General features: G+C 33.1%; 18 protein-coding genes. All 18 read right to left on the minus strand.

The annotated features are described in order from the left end of the window. Nucleotides 1-250: 250 nt before the first annotated feature. Nucleotides 251-568, minus strand: a complete 318-nt coding sequence (locus tag ABD935_RS06690) for an antibiotic biosynthesis monooxygenase family protein (protein ID WP_345190955.1) — start codon at nucleotides 566-568, stop codon at nucleotides 251-253. 95 nt (nucleotides 569-663) lie between these two features. Then, nucleotides 664-1,683 (minus strand): sugar phosphate nucleotidyltransferase, encoded by a 1,020-nt coding sequence (locus ABD935_RS06695; RefSeq protein ID WP_345190956.1) that lies wholly within the window; start codon nucleotides 1,681-1,683, stop codon nucleotides 664-666. A 131-nt stretch (nucleotides 1,684-1,814) separates the two neighbouring features. Beyond that, a complete protein-coding gene (gene dut / locus ABD935_RS06700; protein ID WP_345190957.1) occupies nucleotides 1,815-2,249 on the minus strand; it encodes a dUTP diphosphatase in 435 nt (144 codons plus the stop codon). A gap of 47 nt (nucleotides 2,250-2,296) precedes the next feature. Continuing rightward, the gene (locus ABD935_RS06705; protein WP_345190958.1) at nucleotides 2,297-3,721 is read right to left on the minus strand and encodes a lipopolysaccharide biosynthesis protein; all 1,425 of its coding nucleotides are present in this window, start codon (nucleotides 3,719-3,721) and stop codon (nucleotides 2,297-2,299) included. 112 nt (nucleotides 3,722-3,833) lie between these two features. Beyond that, nucleotides 3,834-4,694, minus strand: coding sequence for an ATP synthase F1 subunit gamma (gene atpG, locus ABD935_RS06710; protein ID WP_345190959.1), 861 nt, complete (start codon nucleotides 4,692-4,694; stop codon nucleotides 3,834-3,836). 29 nt (nucleotides 4,695-4,723) lie between these two features. Beyond that, on the minus strand, nucleotides 4,724-5,059 hold the full coding sequence (locus tag ABD935_RS06715) for a four helix bundle protein (protein WP_345190961.1): 336 nt from the start codon (nucleotides 5,057-5,059) through the stop codon (nucleotides 4,724-4,726). Between the two features lie 77 nt (nucleotides 5,060-5,136). Beyond that, a complete protein-coding gene (atpA, locus tag ABD935_RS06720) occupies nucleotides 5,137-6,717 on the minus strand; it encodes a F0F1 ATP synthase subunit alpha (protein ID WP_345190962.1) in 1,581 nt (526 codons plus the stop codon). 62 nt (nucleotides 6,718-6,779) lie between these two features. Then, on the minus strand, nucleotides 6,780-7,316 hold the full coding sequence (gene atpH, locus ABD935_RS06725; protein ID WP_345190963.1) for an ATP synthase F1 subunit delta: 537 nt from the start codon (nucleotides 7,314-7,316) through the stop codon (nucleotides 6,780-6,782). Nucleotides 7,317-7,322: 6 nt separating this feature from the next. Continuing rightward, complete coding sequence (locus tag ABD935_RS06730) at nucleotides 7,323-7,823, minus strand: F0F1 ATP synthase subunit B (protein WP_345190965.1); 501 nt, start codon at nucleotides 7,821-7,823, stop codon at nucleotides 7,323-7,325. Between the two features lie 81 nt (nucleotides 7,824-7,904). Beyond that, nucleotides 7,905-8,096, minus strand: a complete 192-nt coding sequence (gene atpE / locus ABD935_RS06735; RefSeq protein WP_102756010.1) for an ATP synthase F0 subunit C — start codon at nucleotides 8,094-8,096, stop codon at nucleotides 7,905-7,907. Nucleotides 8,097-8,147: 51 nt separating this feature from the next. Beyond that, complete coding sequence (gene atpB, locus ABD935_RS06740; RefSeq protein WP_345190966.1) at nucleotides 8,148-9,236, minus strand: F0F1 ATP synthase subunit A; 1,089 nt, start codon at nucleotides 9,234-9,236, stop codon at nucleotides 8,148-8,150. 502 nt (nucleotides 9,237-9,738) lie between these two features. Further along, the gene (locus ABD935_RS06745; protein ID WP_345190968.1) at nucleotides 9,739-9,990 is read right to left on the minus strand and encodes an AtpZ/AtpI family protein; all 252 of its coding nucleotides are present in this window, start codon (nucleotides 9,988-9,990) and stop codon (nucleotides 9,739-9,741) included. Continuing rightward, the gene (locus tag ABD935_RS06750; protein ID WP_345190969.1) at nucleotides 9,929-10,366 is read right to left on the minus strand and encodes a bactofilin family protein; all 438 of its coding nucleotides are present in this window, start codon (nucleotides 10,364-10,366) and stop codon (nucleotides 9,929-9,931) included. Before ABD935_RS06750 ends, ABD935_RS06745 begins: the two co-directional genes overlap by 62 nt. Nucleotides 10,367-10,378: 12 nt before the next feature. Then, nucleotides 10,379-12,937 (minus strand): type IX secretion system periplasmic lipoprotein PorW/SprE, encoded by a 2,559-nt coding sequence (porW, locus tag ABD935_RS06755; RefSeq protein WP_345190970.1) that lies wholly within the window; start codon nucleotides 12,935-12,937, stop codon nucleotides 10,379-10,381. Between the two features lie 273 nt (nucleotides 12,938-13,210). Further along, nucleotides 13,211-13,921, minus strand: coding sequence for an ABC transporter ATP-binding protein (locus ABD935_RS06760; protein WP_345190972.1), 711 nt, complete (start codon nucleotides 13,919-13,921; stop codon nucleotides 13,211-13,213). A gap of 12 nt (nucleotides 13,922-13,933) precedes the next feature. After that, nucleotides 13,934-15,412: a DUF5687 family protein gene (locus ABD935_RS06765; RefSeq protein WP_345190973.1), complete on the minus strand. Its 1,479-nt coding sequence runs from the start codon at nucleotides 15,410-15,412 to the stop codon at nucleotides 13,934-13,936. A 9-nt stretch (nucleotides 15,413-15,421) separates the two neighbouring features. After that, nucleotides 15,422-15,529 (minus strand): hypothetical protein, encoded by a 108-nt coding sequence (locus tag ABD935_RS06770; protein ID WP_345190974.1) that lies wholly within the window; start codon nucleotides 15,527-15,529, stop codon nucleotides 15,422-15,424. 123 nt (nucleotides 15,530-15,652) lie between these two features. Next, nucleotides 15,653-15,991 carry a PadR family transcriptional regulator gene (locus tag ABD935_RS06775; RefSeq protein ID WP_345190975.1) on the minus strand — a complete coding sequence of 113 codons (339 nt, stop codon included), beginning with the start codon at nucleotides 15,989-15,991 and terminating at the stop codon, nucleotides 15,653-15,655. Between the last annotated feature and the right edge of the window lie 50 nt (nucleotides 15,992-16,041).

Genomic DNA, 16,041 nt, shown 5'->3' on the forward strand with positions numbered 1-16,041 from the left:
TTCTTATTTTATTTGGGCGCCTGCCTGCCGGCAGGCAGGTTACCCCAAGGGTCGGGCTTTATTCGTTGGTTTATACTTTAAATTATTGAACTCATGAATATAAATATTTCACTACTCGCTCCCTCCTTAGGTCGGGGAGCTCAAACATGCCGTTCAATCCCTAACACAAACATCTGCCAGCATTTAGCTCAATCGATGGTTAAGTCTAATCTATTAAATATAATATGAAATTGTTTTTTCATTTAATTTCTTAATGATTTGGTTTTGTCTTTAATAAGTCTTCAACAACGTCAAGTTCTTGTAAAATTTCGATTTTTTCGCAGGCTGCCCTCATTAAACTTCTAGCGGTATCAGCTTCTTGTTTTGGTAAGTTTTCACCAGAAGCTTTAAACGTACTTGCATCTGGCCATTGGGCATAAGCAATATATTGATATTCTTTTTGCTTATGCAATCTAGAGCCTAAACTTCCTTCATATTTGTATATTAAATTTGTTAAATCTTTCCAAGCCGCAATGAAATTTTGTTCTTGCTTAGGTTTTACTTGAAAGGAATATAAAATAATATACATAGTTTAATAATTAGCAATTGTTATTCCAAAGTTTGCTTGATGAGATTCTCTCCTTTACTGAAACAAGTTCAGCACGGTCAAGGGAATAAGAGAATTTACTCTAACACCGAATAATCGCCAATACTAATACTGGTAAAATTCCCATCATACTTAACATGATTACCAACCATGGCATTATCTAAATTAGCATTTTTTATTGTTGTATTTGTTTGAATTAAGCTATTCTTAACAGTTGAGTTTTCAATAACACTATGGTTTCCAATAGAAACATAAGGGCCAACTGTAGCGTTTTTAAGCACTACATTTTCACCAATAAAACAAGGTTCTATAATATTAGAATTTTCCAGTTTAGCTGAAGATGCTACTAATTGCTCTTCGCCATCCGCTTTCAAAAAGCCTAGCATACGTTGATTGGTTTCAATAGTTATGGCTTTGTTTCCACAATCCATCCATTCATCAACAGTTCCTGTTTTGAATATTCTGCCTTCTGCCATCATACGTTTAATACCATCATTAATTTGGTATTCACCGCCATTCATAATGTTTTCATCAAGGATTTCCTGTAGTTTTCCTTTTAAAACGGCAACATCTTTAAAATAATAAATACCAATTACAGCTTGATCGCTTACAAACGTTTCTGGTTTTTCAACAAGTTCTACAATGTCGCCGTTATCATTCAATTTAACTACACCGTAAGCTTCGGGATTGTCTACTTGTTTTGTCCAAATAACGCTATCTGCCGTTGGGTCTAAATCAAATTCAGCTCTAATCAAGGTGTCTGCATAAGCAATTACAGCAGGTCCTGAAAGCGATGGTTCTGCAGACATAATAGCATGACCAGTTCCTAACGGTTGGTCCTGACGATAAATTGATGCTTTGGCTCCTAAACTTTTAGCTAAGTCTTGTAAACTCGAAACCACATCATCTCCAAACCAAGCTGGGTCTCCCAAAACAAAGGCAATTTCCTCTACGGGTTGTTTTAAAACTTTAGCAATGTCTTTTACCAATCTGTGAACAATAGGTTGCCCAGCAACAGGAATTAATGGTTTTGGTACGGTTAAACTGTGTGGGCGTAATCGAGAACCTCGACCTGCCATTGGTACTATTATTTTCATTCCTCTCCCTAACCCTCTCCAAAGGAGAGGGGATTTTTGTTAAGATTTATATTTTAGTTTATACTTTTTTCGCCACGAATACACGAATCTTTCTATTCTGAAATCAAAAATCGTTAATCGTAATTCGTCAATCACTTTGTTCCAGTGCTTCCAAAACCGCCTTCACCTCTATCAGTTTCAGAAAGTGTTTCAACCTGAGCCCATTCAGCACGTTCATGTTTCGCGATGACTAATTGTGCAATACGCTCGCCATTTTCTATAGTGAAATCTTCATTGGATAGATTTACTAAAATCACTCCTATTTCGCCTCTATAATCGGCATCAATAGTTCCAGGCGCATTAAGTACCGTAATACCTTTTTTAGCGGCTAAACCACTTCTTGGCCGCACTTGGGCTTCTATACCAACTGGAAGTTCTATAAATAAGCCTGTGCCCACAATACTGCGCTCTAATGGCTTTAAAACTCTAGCTTCAGATAAATTGGCACGTAAATCCATTCCTGCGGAAGCTATGGTTTCATAATGCGGTAAATCGTGACTGGATTTGTTTATTATTTTAATATTCATTTATGTTGATGTTTAAGATGCTTAGACTGCTCTCAGCATGACATAAGTTATCTTTTTAACAATTGTTTTATTTCGTTTTTTTCTAAAAAAACAACTAGCCCCAAAAATACTAAAACTAACATAGTATTTATATAATAGTTCGCATTTGTGTTTAAAGCAATTATAGATAACATAATTGCGAATAACAAATACCCTAAAATACTTTTAAGACTATAAGGTACTGGGTAAAATTTTTGCCCCAATACATACGACACTATCATCATGATACCATAAGCCAGCAAGGTTGCCCAAGCTGCGGCAATAAAACCTATTTTTTCTATCATAACAACATTAAATACTATGGTTATAGTTGCACCTAATAGAGACAAATACATGCCGTAACGTGTTTTATCTGTTAGTTTGTACCAAATAGCTAAATTGAAATAAATACCGAGACATAAATTAGCTAATAACACGATTGGAACAATATCTATGGCGCCCCAGTAGCTTTCATCTCTTACAATAAGTGATTTAAAAACATCCAGATAGGCTATGATAAAGATTAACATGGCACTTCCAAAAATAACAAAGTACTTCATTATTCTAGCATATGTTTCTTTAGCATTTTTCTCTTTAGCATGATTAAAAAAGAAAGGCTCAGCACCTAACCGAAACGCTTGAATAAATATAGTCATGAAAACGGCTATTTTATAACAACCGCTGTAAGCACCGTTAATATCTTTTCCAAGAACGTCCGGTAAAAGCCATTTATCAAAATTCTCATTGATAACATATGCTAAACCGGCCACCATTATTGGTAAACCATAATTTAATAGTTGTTTAAATATTGCTTTGCTAAACTGTAGTTTTGTTTTGAAAAAATATGGTGATAACAATAGAAACGTTACACCACTTGCAACCAGATTAGCAATGAAGATATATTTAACTAAGTCATTACTATCATAATTTGGAAAACCTATACTATATTTTGGTATTGCCCACAGAAAGAAGAAATTTAAAACTACCACAGTAAGTATATTGACCATTTTAACTGCTGCAAATTTGATTGGTCTTCCCGTAGCTCTTAAGTAGGCAAACGGAATTGCAACAATAGTATCTAAAACCAATACGCCTATTAAAAGATTGAAATAGTTTTGATTCAAGTTTACCAATTCAGCTAGCTGTTGATTGAAAATCAAAACCACTGAAAGAAATAAAACTGCTGTAACTGTTAAACTAATCATTGCAGTTGAAAACACCTTTTGCTTTTCTTCACTTTTACTGAAAAATCTAAAAAAAGCAGTTTCCATACCATAGGTTAGCAGCACATTAAAAAATGCTGCATATACATAAAACGTCGTGTTGTCCGAATAACTTGAAGTTTCTAGAGTGTCTGTATGTAGTGGTACTAATACAAAGTTCATTAGTCTTGGCAAAACAGTTGCCAAACCATATATGATGGTATCTTTAAAGAACTTCTTTAGTGTGCTCAAAAACTATTTATTTATAAGGCTAAAAATAGGGTTTTTATAACAAAAAAACCTAACTCGTTAAAGTTAGGTTTGTAATTTATCTGAATGAGATTCCTGTCTTCACAGGAACTTATTAGTTATTCAAAGCTTCCGCTCCACCAACAATCTCTAAGATTTCGTTGGTAATCGCTGCTTGACGTGCTTTGTTATACGTTAATTTAAGTTGATCTCTTAATTCTGTTGCATTATCAGTGGCTTTGTGCATGGCTGTCATACGTGCTCCATGTTCTGATGCAAATGAATCTCTAACACCTTTATACAATTGTGTTTTTAAAGACTTAGGTATTAACTCTTCTACAATCTCTAATTTTGATGGCTCAAAAATATAATCAGCATTATTATTAGCTTCTCCTTCAACTGGAACAATTGGTAAAAACTGCTCTGTCATTACAATTTGAGTAGCCGCATTTTTGAATTTGTTATAAACGATTTCAATTTTATCAAACTCGCCAGCAACAAATTTATCCATTAACAATTCAGCAATTTCAGCAACATTGTCAAAGGTTAAATCGTCATAAACTTCACTTTTATTAGCTATAACCCTATTGGTCTTTTTAAAAGCGTCATTTCCTTTTTTACCAATGGCTAAATAAGAAACCTCTTGATTAGCATAAGTTTCAGCAGTAAGTTTATTAACTTCCTTGATGATGTTTGAATTAAATGCACCTGCCAAACCTCTATTAGAAGTAATTGGTACCAAAAGCACTTTTTTTAATTCACGTTGTTCAGAATATGTGCTTCCAGAATCTGCATCTAAAGTGGCGCTTAAACTTTGTAAAAGCTCTGTTAACTTATCTGCATAAGGACGCATAGCTGTAATAGCATCTTGAGCTTTCTTTAACTTTGCAGCAGACACCATTTTCATGGCACTGGTAATCTGCATGGTTGAAGATACTGATGATATTCTGTTACGTATTTCTTTTAAATTTGCCATTTCTCAAGTTATGAGTTATGAGTGCTGAGTTATGAGTTTTTGATAATTGCTACCAAAATTCTTATTAACTCCTCACACTTGTTCTTCATTTCTTTCGGCACTTGCCTTCCAGTTGCTTCTAAAATTTCTAACCAATATTTGGTCTCATCAGCTTCCTTTAAAGCAATTCCAAATTTATTTTTAAAATCTTTTGTACTAACTCCTCTTTGTGCTTCCCTTGTATTGGCTCCAATACTCGTTCCACTATTTAATAATTGAGAAGCTAACTCAAAATCTTTATTCTCTTTTAGTTTGTCCGTAAAATGAACAATCTCGCAAGCAAATTGAAAACTCTTTACTCGAATTGGACTGTTATTTAAAGACATCTTTTATAGTTGCAAGGTATGAAGTTTAGAGTTATGAGTGAGAAACTCTGAACTCATAACTCTAAACTTATAACTTTTTATGCTCTATACTTTCCTGATAAATCTTTTGCTACAGCTGTTAATGTATCTGTAACTTCATCAGTTAATTTTCCTGCTTTTAAAGTAGCCAATACATCAGCATGTTTTGCTTTTAAGAATTCTAAGAAATCTCTTTCAAATTCTTTCACTTTTTCAACAGGCACATCTCTCAATAAGTTTTTAGATCCAGCATAAATAATTGCAATTTGATCTTCAACTTTAAAAGGATCGTTTTGTGCTTGTTTTAAAATCTCAACGTTACGTTTACCTTTTTCAATTACATTTAAAGTAACCGCATCTAAATCTGAACCAAACTTCGCGAAAGCTTCTAACTCGCGATATTGCGCTTGATCTAATTTTAAAGTACCTGCTACTTTTTTCATGGATTTAATCTGAGCGTTACCACCAACACGAGATACCGAGATACCTACGTTAATTGCTGGACGTACACCAGAGTTAAATAAATCTCCGTCTAAGAAGATTTGCCCATCTGTAATCGAAATCACGTTTGTTGGAATATACGCAGAAACGTCACCCGCTTGTGTTTCAATAATTGGTAAAGCTGTTAAAGAACCTCCACCTTTTACAATTCCTTTTAAAGAATCTGGAAGGTCATTCATATCCTTAGCAATGGCATCATTATTAATCACTTTTGCAGAACGTTCTAATAAACGAGAGTGTAAATAGAAAACGTCACCTGGATATGCCTCACGCCCTGGTGGACGACGTAATAATAAAGATACCTCACGGTATGCAACGGCTTGTTTTGATAAATCATCAAATACAATTAAAGCTGGACGACCAGTATCTCTAAAATACTCGCCAATAGAAGCTCCTGTAAACGGTGCATAAACTTGCATTGCAGCAGGATCTGATGCATTTGCTGCAACTATTGTCGTATAGGCTAAAGCGCCTTTTTCTTCTAAAGTTTTAGCAATTAAAGCTACTGTTGAAGCTTTTTGTCCAACGGCAACATATATACAATATACAGGCTCACCTGCATCGTAAAATTCTTTTTGATTTAAAATGGTATCAATACAAACAGCTGTTTTACCAGTTTGACGGTCACCAATAACCAACTCACGCTGACCACGACCTACTGGAATCATAGCATCAATAGATTTGATACCTGTTTGTAATGGTTCAGTTACTGGTTCACGGAAAATAACTCCAGGCGCTTTACGCTCTAAAGGCATTTCGTAAGTTTTTCCAGAGATTGGTCCTTTACCATCTATAGGGTTTCCTAATGTGTCAACAACACGCCCTACAATACCTTCACCTACATTAACAGAAGCGATACGAGATGTACGTTTTACAGTAGAACCCTCTTTGATTCCAACTGATCCACCTAATAATACAATACCAACGTTATCTTCTTCAAGGTTAAGTACAATACCTTCTAATCCGCCTTCGAATTCTACTAACTCGCCATATTGCGCATTAGCTAATCCGTAAGCACGTACAATACCATCACCTACAGTTAATACAGTTCCTACTTCGTCTAATGAAGCACTAGCCTCAAAACCTGAAAGTTGTTGTTTTAAGATTGCTGATATTTCAGCTGGTTTTACTTCTGCCATCTCTTTTAAGTATTTAGACTCTAGACTCTAGACGTTATAAACGCAATAGAGAAAAGTCTTTTTTAATTTAATGTAAATTCTCTTTTTAATTTGTTAAGTTGATTTGCAACACTTGCATTGTACTGCACATCTCCTATTCTTAAAATGAAACCACCTAAAATGCTTTCATCAATTATGTTTTCTACTTCAACTTCTTTTCCTGTAAGCGCTTTAGCCTTTGCTAAAACTTTCTTCTTTAAATCTGCTGTTAAAGCTATTGCTGTTGTAACAGTTGCTACCTCAATGCCTTTAGACTCATCAAATAACTGATTGTATTTTGAAGCCACGTGACCTAAAATATCAATTCTGTTATTGGTTACTAAAGTATCAATTAAGCTTAAAGTCGTTTTATTAGAGTTTTTAAAAACTTCTAATAGCGTTGCTTTTTTTATTGAAGAAGGAATTACAGGACTTTGAAGCACTTCGCTTAAATCTTTACTTTCTGCTAAAGTATTTGCGATTAACTTCAAATCATTATTTACAACCTCAGCTGTTTTCCGATCTGATGCCAAGCTTAACACTGCTTTTGCGTAACGTATTGCTGCTCTTGCTCCCGCCATTATAACTTAGTTTAATGATTTTTCACCTAACATCGTTTCAACCAATTGTAATTGTTTGTCTTTGTTAGATAATTCAGTACGCACAACTTTTTCTGCAATCTCTAAAGATAAGCCTGCAACGTGATTTTTAAGTTCAGCCATAGCTGCCTTCTTTTCACTTTCAATAGCTGCTTGCGCTTGTGTAATCATTTTATTTGCTTGCTCTTGAGCTTCTCCTTTAGCATCATCAATCATTTTGTTTTTGATATCACGTGCTTCTTTCAACATGGTTTCACGTTCTGCTCTAGCTTCTTTTAATAATTTTTGATTATCAGCTTGAAGGTTTTGCATTTCTAACTTCGCTTTTTCAGCAGAGTCTAATGCATTTTTAATACCTTCTTCTCTATCATTAACAGCATCTAAAATTGGTTTCCAAGCAAACTTTTTCAACAATAAAATAAGTACTATAAAAAGTACTGCTTGCCAAAAAAACAATCCCAATGAAAAGTCTTCGAATAATTTTCCCATAATAATTTATATTTCTAAAAAACTTATGTTTAACTAAAAGGAACAGCTATAACCAACCGTTATAGCTGTTTCTTGTTTGTTTTATACTGCAAATAAAGCAGCAAATCCAATACCTTCAATCAAAGCTGCTGCAATAAGCATAGCCGTTTGAATTTTTCCTGTAGCTTCAGGTTGACGAGCGATAGCTTCCATAGCAGAACCACCGATTCTACCAATACCAATACCTGCTCCAATTACTACTAAACCTGCACCTACGATAGCTGGAATTTCCATAAAATATATATTAAATTAATTAAACATTCAATTTGTAAAAACCATCACTAATTAGTGATGATCGTCATGCTCTTCAACTGCCATACCGAAATACAACGCTGAAAGTACTGTAAAAATATATGCTTGTAAAGCCGCAACAAGCAACTCTAAAATAGCTAATACAAATGCTAATAAAAATGATAACCCACTTCCTAACCAGTTTTGGAATAAAAATATCATCCCAATAATACTCATTAACACCACGTGTCCTGCAGTTATATTTGCATATAAACGAATCATTAATGCGAACGGTTTAATAAATGTTCCTAATAATTCTATTGGTGCTAATATAATTTTCATTGGCCAAGGCACTCCTGGCATCCAAAAAATATGTTTCCAGTAATTTTTATTTCCTGAAAACGTGGTAATTAAATAGGTAATAAGTGCTAAACATAACGTTATAGCAATGTTATTAGTTACGTTCATCCCTATTGGTGTTAAACCAAATAAGTTGACAATCCAAACAAAGAAAAACACAGTTAATAAATAACTCATGTATCTTTTATAATGCTTTTCACCTATGTTAGGTCTGGCAATCTCATCACGCACATAAAGCACAATAGGTTCTAATAAGCGACCTGTTCCTTTTGGCATGCTGTTATTGGTTTTATATGATTTTGCCATGCGGCTAAACATAAAAAACATGATAGCGAATACCATAAAAATCATTACCACGTTTTTTGTGATTGATAAATCTATTGGTTTTTCGTTTATAGCGTGATGATGGTCATCTTCAAGAATTTTTCCGTCTGGCCCATCTACTTTGTAGATTTTTGAATGATGTAATTTGTAGAAATCTCCACCAACCTCAGCAACTGTTTCTCCATGATGAAATTTAGAAGACGAAAATACTTTTAACCCATTATCCCATAAAATAACTGGTAAAGGTGTACCTATGTGAACCGCTTCCCCAGAATCATTTGTGTATGAAAAAAAATGTAGGTCGTAGGAATCCTTTAAGTGGTGCTGGATAAATTCCTTTACTTCTGCCTTTTTATCGGTTTTTGGTTCACCGTGCTCATCGCCATGTTGTCCAAAAGACATAAAGGCAGTCAAAAGCAGTAATAATGTAATTGGTTTTAAAAATATTTTTCTTCGCATATTGCTTTAAGTAATAGTGGCTTAAAAATCGGTGCAAAGGTATGTTTTTATATCAAAAACCAAAACAATTTTTCTTTTTATTTCATTCACCCTCTTTAAGATGATTAGATAAGATGCTAATCTAGTTTATTCAACCATTTACTAAGGCTAACAGATTCCAAGATTAAACCTATAATATAAGGGACGAAAAAAGCAGCAAACTCTAACTTAGTTATTGAGTTATCAAGCTTATAAAATGGGTAAAATAGAATAAAAAAAACAGCGAATTTCAAAAAACTCCCTGCCAAAAACAGAAACCCCAATTGGCTTTTGTACTTTTCTTTTAATAGGTAAAGAATTCCGAAAATAATTATAATTAAAATGAGGTTTACTATATATGACAGTACAATTCTATTTTCGAATAAAGGAAACTGTAAAGTATTTAAAACAACCAAATGTATTGCAAAAACAAGCGATAAAAGTACAATTGCTTTTATGGTAAAACTTAGAAATGGGTTACTCATTAATATTTAATTCTATTAACCTGCTTAAGAACCACGTATAATGAAATAGCAACTCCTAAAAGTGTTGTTATGATAATAAACAATTTATCTCCGTCATTGAATTTAGAATCCAGCCATTTGCCCAACATAACAAACAAGTAAATAGTGATACCCATTTGAAATGCAACTCCAGAAAGAATGGCAACATTTTTAAGCTGTTTTCCCGGTTTCTGGTTTTCTTTGTTCTTGTTGTTTTTGAGCTTGTCCGCCATTATTCATTTCTTTTACAGTGCCTTTCATAGCACAAGTTACGTTAAATGTTGCGCCTGGCTCTACGGCTAATTTACCAACAACGACTTCGCCTTCAATATGAGCAGATGATTTTAAAGTTAGTGTTCCAGACAAAGCTAATTTACCAGAAAATTTACCTTCAAAATAAGCATCTGTACCATGTAAAGTGCCTTTAATTAATCCTGCTTTACCAACAACCACTTTTCCAGAGGTTTTAATGTTTCCCTCTATGATTCCGTCAATTCTAAAATCGCCTTCACTGTTAAAATCGCCAACCATTTTAGTGCCTTGGGCGATGATGTTTTGGCTTGATGTACCTTCTGTCATTTGTTTTTCTTTTTTGTTTTCAGAGAACATAATGTGTTAAGTTTAATTATTATCAATATTCATATAGGCATCCAAATTTTTATGAATCTGAATGATTTGATAATTTGTAGAGGTCACTACAAAATAAGGGGCTTTTATTTTTCGTTTATCTTCTTTAATTAATAATTGGTCAAAAGTTCTAGCTACAGTTCCCGTTTTTAATCCATGAACAACTACAAATGTTGTATTAGGGCTGTAAACATCTTTTGACGATGTTAGTTTATAATACTTAATATTTTTTAAAACAGAATCAAGCGTTTTTTGAAAATCTGAAACCTGCTCTGGTTCTGGGTTTTTTAATTGAAAAACGACTTTGTAATTATTAGAAACACTGTCGTTTTCTGCAATAAAATCTTTACTCGCCAATTTAGGTAAAATATTAGATTCAATATTTTGTGCTTGCTTTCCTTCTGGTGTATTGGCATAGGTAATTGCTAAATAATTTATGGCTTTAGCATAAGCTTCATAACCATATAAACGCCCTGTTGCTGTTGCTTTTAGTAGTTCTAACTTCGGAACAATAGGTTCGCCATCAAACTTATTTATATATTCTTCACTTTTTGAAATAACATCGGCAAATTCCTGGTTTCCATGCTGGATATATAAGGCTTCATATAAACTAACGGGACTATTTTCATCTTTATCCGAAACGAGTTCTGGATTGTTTATAATGGTTGCATATCTAGATTCTGGGTATTTTGATGTAATCTCATTTTTAGCAATGGTAGCTTCATCATTTTCGCCTAACGCCTCGTATATTTTATACAGGTTGTACTTTGAAGGCAATATTAATCGCTCTTCAGGATTACTATCCAATAAATTTTGAAATTTATTTTTGGCTAATCCGTATTCCTTAAATTTCTCCTTATAAATTAAGCCCAATTGATAATAGGCGTAATTACGTTCTTTAGAAATACTATCAATTTCTTTTTCTTCGGAAGGAATTTTTGAAATATAAAACTGAGGATCAAACTTTTCTTCATCTGTTGCTGTTGCCAGTATATCGTCAGTAGATGCTGTATTTGCTCCGCTTGAAATCCCTTTATTAGACCATCTCCAATCGTCTTCTAGTTGTCTATCTCCCCAAATTTTTACAAATTGATTTTTACCATAAGCTACTGTAGTAGGATTATAAAAATAAAATACCGCAGCTTGGCTTGGTTTATTTGCGCCTACACGCTGACCACTTATTCTATTATCAACGGTAGCTAAACCACTGCTACGTTCTGCAGCTTCAGCCTTTTCTTTTTCTTCTTCGTCTTTAATTTTTAAGGCTTCAACAAAACCTTCAAAATAAGTCAACCTTTCATCTTCCGGTAAATTTACTAATCTTAAAACACTGTCGTTCACTTTAGCTATGGCTTCATAGTAAATAACATCTTCCAGATTATCGCGTTTGCGTTTAATAACACGGTAAGGTTTCGAGTTAAGCGCTAAATTACTCATGGTACTATCATAATATTCGCCAGCATCAGCATAAACAGAAGCATCAAAATTCATGTCGCCAAGAATTTCATAATTTCTGGCTTTTAAAAATTCATCTTTAGAATTGGTGCGCAAGGATTTATTGTAATACGCCACCGCCAAAGAATCTGAATTATTATTTAAATGATATTCGCCAATTTGATGGTAGATTTTATCTAAAAACGGACGGTTTTCTCTGTTTTCTTCAAGTTCAGTAAGTAATTCTGTAACTTCCAATTTGTTACCGTTTTCATAATCGAAATTTTTAATTTTTTCGAGATATGCGGTAATCATATAAATCCTTCGCGTTTTACGATTTAGCTCAATAACTTTATCAAAGGCTATATTTGCACTGTCTTTATAACCTAATTGGTTGTATAACTGCCCTTGAATAAATCGGTAACGTCCGCGTTCATCATTGTTTTTTGTAGCATTTGAAGCAATTTCTAATTGCGTAATAGCACTATCAACAGATTTGGTATTTAAATATGCTTGTGCTAATATAGACGTGGCATCTGCTAAATCTTGACCTTCTAACTCTTCTTGAAATAATAAGCGTTTTAAATTTTTAATTGCTAGCTCGTTATTATCTAAACGGATATTGGATTTTTCACGCCAAACCTTGGCTTGGTTAATTTTATCACTTGCAGGGTATTTGTAAAGTATATAGTTAAACGCTTCTAAGGATGGAATAAAACGCTGATCAAAGTATCTCGCTTTTCCTAACAATAAATAAGCTTCATCTATTTGCGGGTTTTTTTCTTTTCCGCCTACATTCATACTGTGTTTTTGGATGGCTTTTGCAGCTTTTTCTTCAGCTCTAGTAAAATTTTCATTTTTAGATTGTCCAGGAAGCACAACTTCTTCAAATATTTGCATGCGCTCAATGGGTAATACATCCCAGTAATTATCAAAATAAGCGGCATTAAGACTACTTCTACCTTCTTCTAAAGCATTGTATCCATTATAAAGCGCGTTAAATTCCGTAGTGATGGCATGGAAATTTCTATTGATAAACTTGTCCTTTTTTCTTGAACAACTTATGGTTAAAAAAGTACAAAGTACTACTATTAATATGGCTTTAAACGTTGCTTTCAATGCTGTATTTTTTAGTCTAAATAATAACTATAAACTGTTGTTATTATTATATATAGTGGTAAAAATAAGCATCTTTTTGGATTTAGCTAAAGATTGTGGGACAAAATGGTCACGCAAAGACGCTAAGGCGCAAAGCGAAGACTGGAAGATTATGGGTTGTTTCGCTGAAATGCACATCGTTTTTTATTATGAAACTAAAAGTCTTAATCTGAAACGGGAACATCTGAATACTGCGACTGAGACTGAGACTGAGACTGAGACTGAGACTGTAAACTAAACAACCTCTTCGTTTCCAGCGAAATGCGCTTCTAACTCTTTTAACGTTGCCGTACTTGTGGCTAAATCTTTTACTATTTCGCCTTTTTCCAATACGACAATACGTTCGCAAACGTCTGTAACATGCGTTAAATCATGACTTGAAATTAAAACGGTAACACTTTGTTTTTCAGCTAAATCCTTAATAATGCCTTTTAAACGAATTTGAGTTGTTGGATCTAAATTGGCGAACGGTTCATCCAAAATAATAACTTCGGGATTGCCAATAAGTGCAGCAACAATACCAACCTTTTTTTGATTCCCTTTACTTAAATCTCGCAAATACTTTTTTTGCCCTAATATTTCGCCGTGAAAAAAGTCTTCAAATTGTGCAACAAGCGTATCAATATCAGCTTTGTTCTGTCCACGTAATTCACCAATAAAATAGAAGTATTCTTCGGCTGTTAAATAGCCAATTAAAAAACTTTCATCAATAAATGCTGATGTAAAAGGTTTCCAATCTTCACTTTCATTAACCTGTATCTCATTATTTTTTATATATCCTGTTGTAGGTTGTATTAAATCTAAAAGCAAACTAAAGTAGGTCGTTTTTCCAGCACCATTATTACCAACTAAACCAAAACTTTGTCCTTTTGGAATATCTAAAGTTTCGATGTTCAAAACTTGATTTCCACTGTATTTTTTTGATAAGTTTGATGTTGTTATCATAATTATATCCTCTTAATTATTTTGATCGAAAGCATCAATCATTTTATATTTTGATTCTAAATATTTTGCTGTAATTATTCTCATGAGTTTTTGATGAAAAACAATGCCAATAATTCCAAGAATTGCTAATATTAAACAGGCCATTTCAAAGCCTATTAAAAAGTAAAATAAGGCGAACAACCCCATAGGTAATAATAATAAAGGGATTCCTATAAGCCATTGCACCGCGCCTGTACCTTGATAGTTAAAAGCTGCTTTTTGACCTAAATCAATTTTTTTTCTATTGAAAGACCCTCCGTACAAAATAACATGAGTATTAACGCCTATGTTATAAATAGCTGCTGCAAAGTGTGCCAATAATATTTTCCATCCAAAGAACACATAAGGAATACCGAGTACAAATAATATAATAACACTTACTGCCATTAAGGTAAACTTCGATTTTAAATAGTGTTCATATTTAATGTTCTGACTCATTAACAACTTGTAATAACCACTATCCCAAGCTGGGATAAACTGTCCGAAATTTATTAAAAATATACCTGTTGAAAACACACCAATAAAAACAAAAAACCATGGCATGCCCTGATATGTTGGCTGCGGATAAAAAAACAAACCATACAATAAGCCTATGGCTAACATCCAAACAGAAGATTTGGTTCGTTTATTTCGCCAAATCAATTTTAAATCCAATTGCATAAAAGGCGCAATGTCTCCAAAGTTTTTTGTCCAATCTAAATTGGATGCGTTTACCTCTTTAATTTTCGTTTTTAAACCACTATCTAAAAACAGTTTTTGCCTTAACAATTTAAAATTGAATAGATAAAGGCCTATTAAAATGAGAATTGGAATAACAATTAGAATTGGAGTTTCATATATAGCACTAAATCCACGCCCAACAATGTCATTAAAAGAAATAACATTAAAATAGTTTAGCGCAAACAAGCCTCCAGCGAATATAATGACAGGAAGAAAAGACAACTCGGTTTCTTCTGAAAAGCTTTCAATAATAAAATTCAAAAAATTAATAATAAGCACAACTACAACTAAGGTTAGCATCCATATTATTACAGAATCAATTGGGTAGTCTTTAACTATTAATGTAATTCCAAATGGAATAATAGCAAAAAGCGGTAAGACATTAAAAAACGATAAAGCTGAATTTCCTAAAACATAATTTACAATCTTACTTCTTTTTATAGGTAAGGTTAATAATGGTTTTACAATCATTACCGGTAGTTTTTGAAAGAAAAAACGAAGTACTAAATCACCTAAAATCCAGTAAAATAGAAAACTATTGACAATAAGTAATGGATTTTTATCAGGAAAAACGTCTTTAAGTCCAGGATATAAAAGCAGTCCCATTCCTAAAAACATGGCTATAAAATATAGTGACAAAAAGCCCATAAATATTTTTATAACTAAACTTTTTCCGAAACTAGCAGATCGAAAAAAAGATTTCCATTCTAAACTTAAAAACCGTATTATCATATCTTGCAATTAGTTATATTTTTGAGCAATACCCTGTACTTCCATACCCCAAGATTGACCAAATACCATCGCTTTTTGAGTTAATCCAAATTGTTTGTTTGCTAATTTTTTACCCAAATCTGTATATTAAAATGCAACAAGTTGTTTTATTTCGTTTTGATTGAATTCTAATATGTTAGTACTCATTTTCTATTAATTGTTACAAAGAAAATCGTAATATTTAAATTTAGTGCTTTTTAATTACTGCAACCTATATTTAGGATTCACTAAAACCCGCATTGTTTTTATATAACTTTCTAGTTCAGCAAGTTTCCTAATCGTTTCTCTTGTGCCTTCTTCTGTAAGCTTATAATATTTACGCAATCTATTGCCAGTTTTAACGACTTCAACATCTAAAAACCCGTTGTCTTGTAATTTGTGTAAAGATGGATACAAAGCCCCTTCGGTTATATGAAGTTCACCTTTTGTGATTTCTTTTACTCGCTGTGTAATCTCATAGCCATACATTTTATCATGCTCATTCAAAAGTTTTAAAATGATTGTGGCTAGGCTTCCTTTATATAATTCAGATTTCTTCATAAGGTTTCAAATATATACATAAAATAATTATGCATTTAATTCTTATGTAT

The sequence above is a fragment of the Algibacter agarivorans genome (assembly GCF_039543245.1).
In the GTDB taxonomy this organism is placed as follows: Bacteria; Bacteroidota; Bacteroidia; order Flavobacteriales; family Flavobacteriaceae; genus Algibacter_G; species Algibacter_G agarivorans.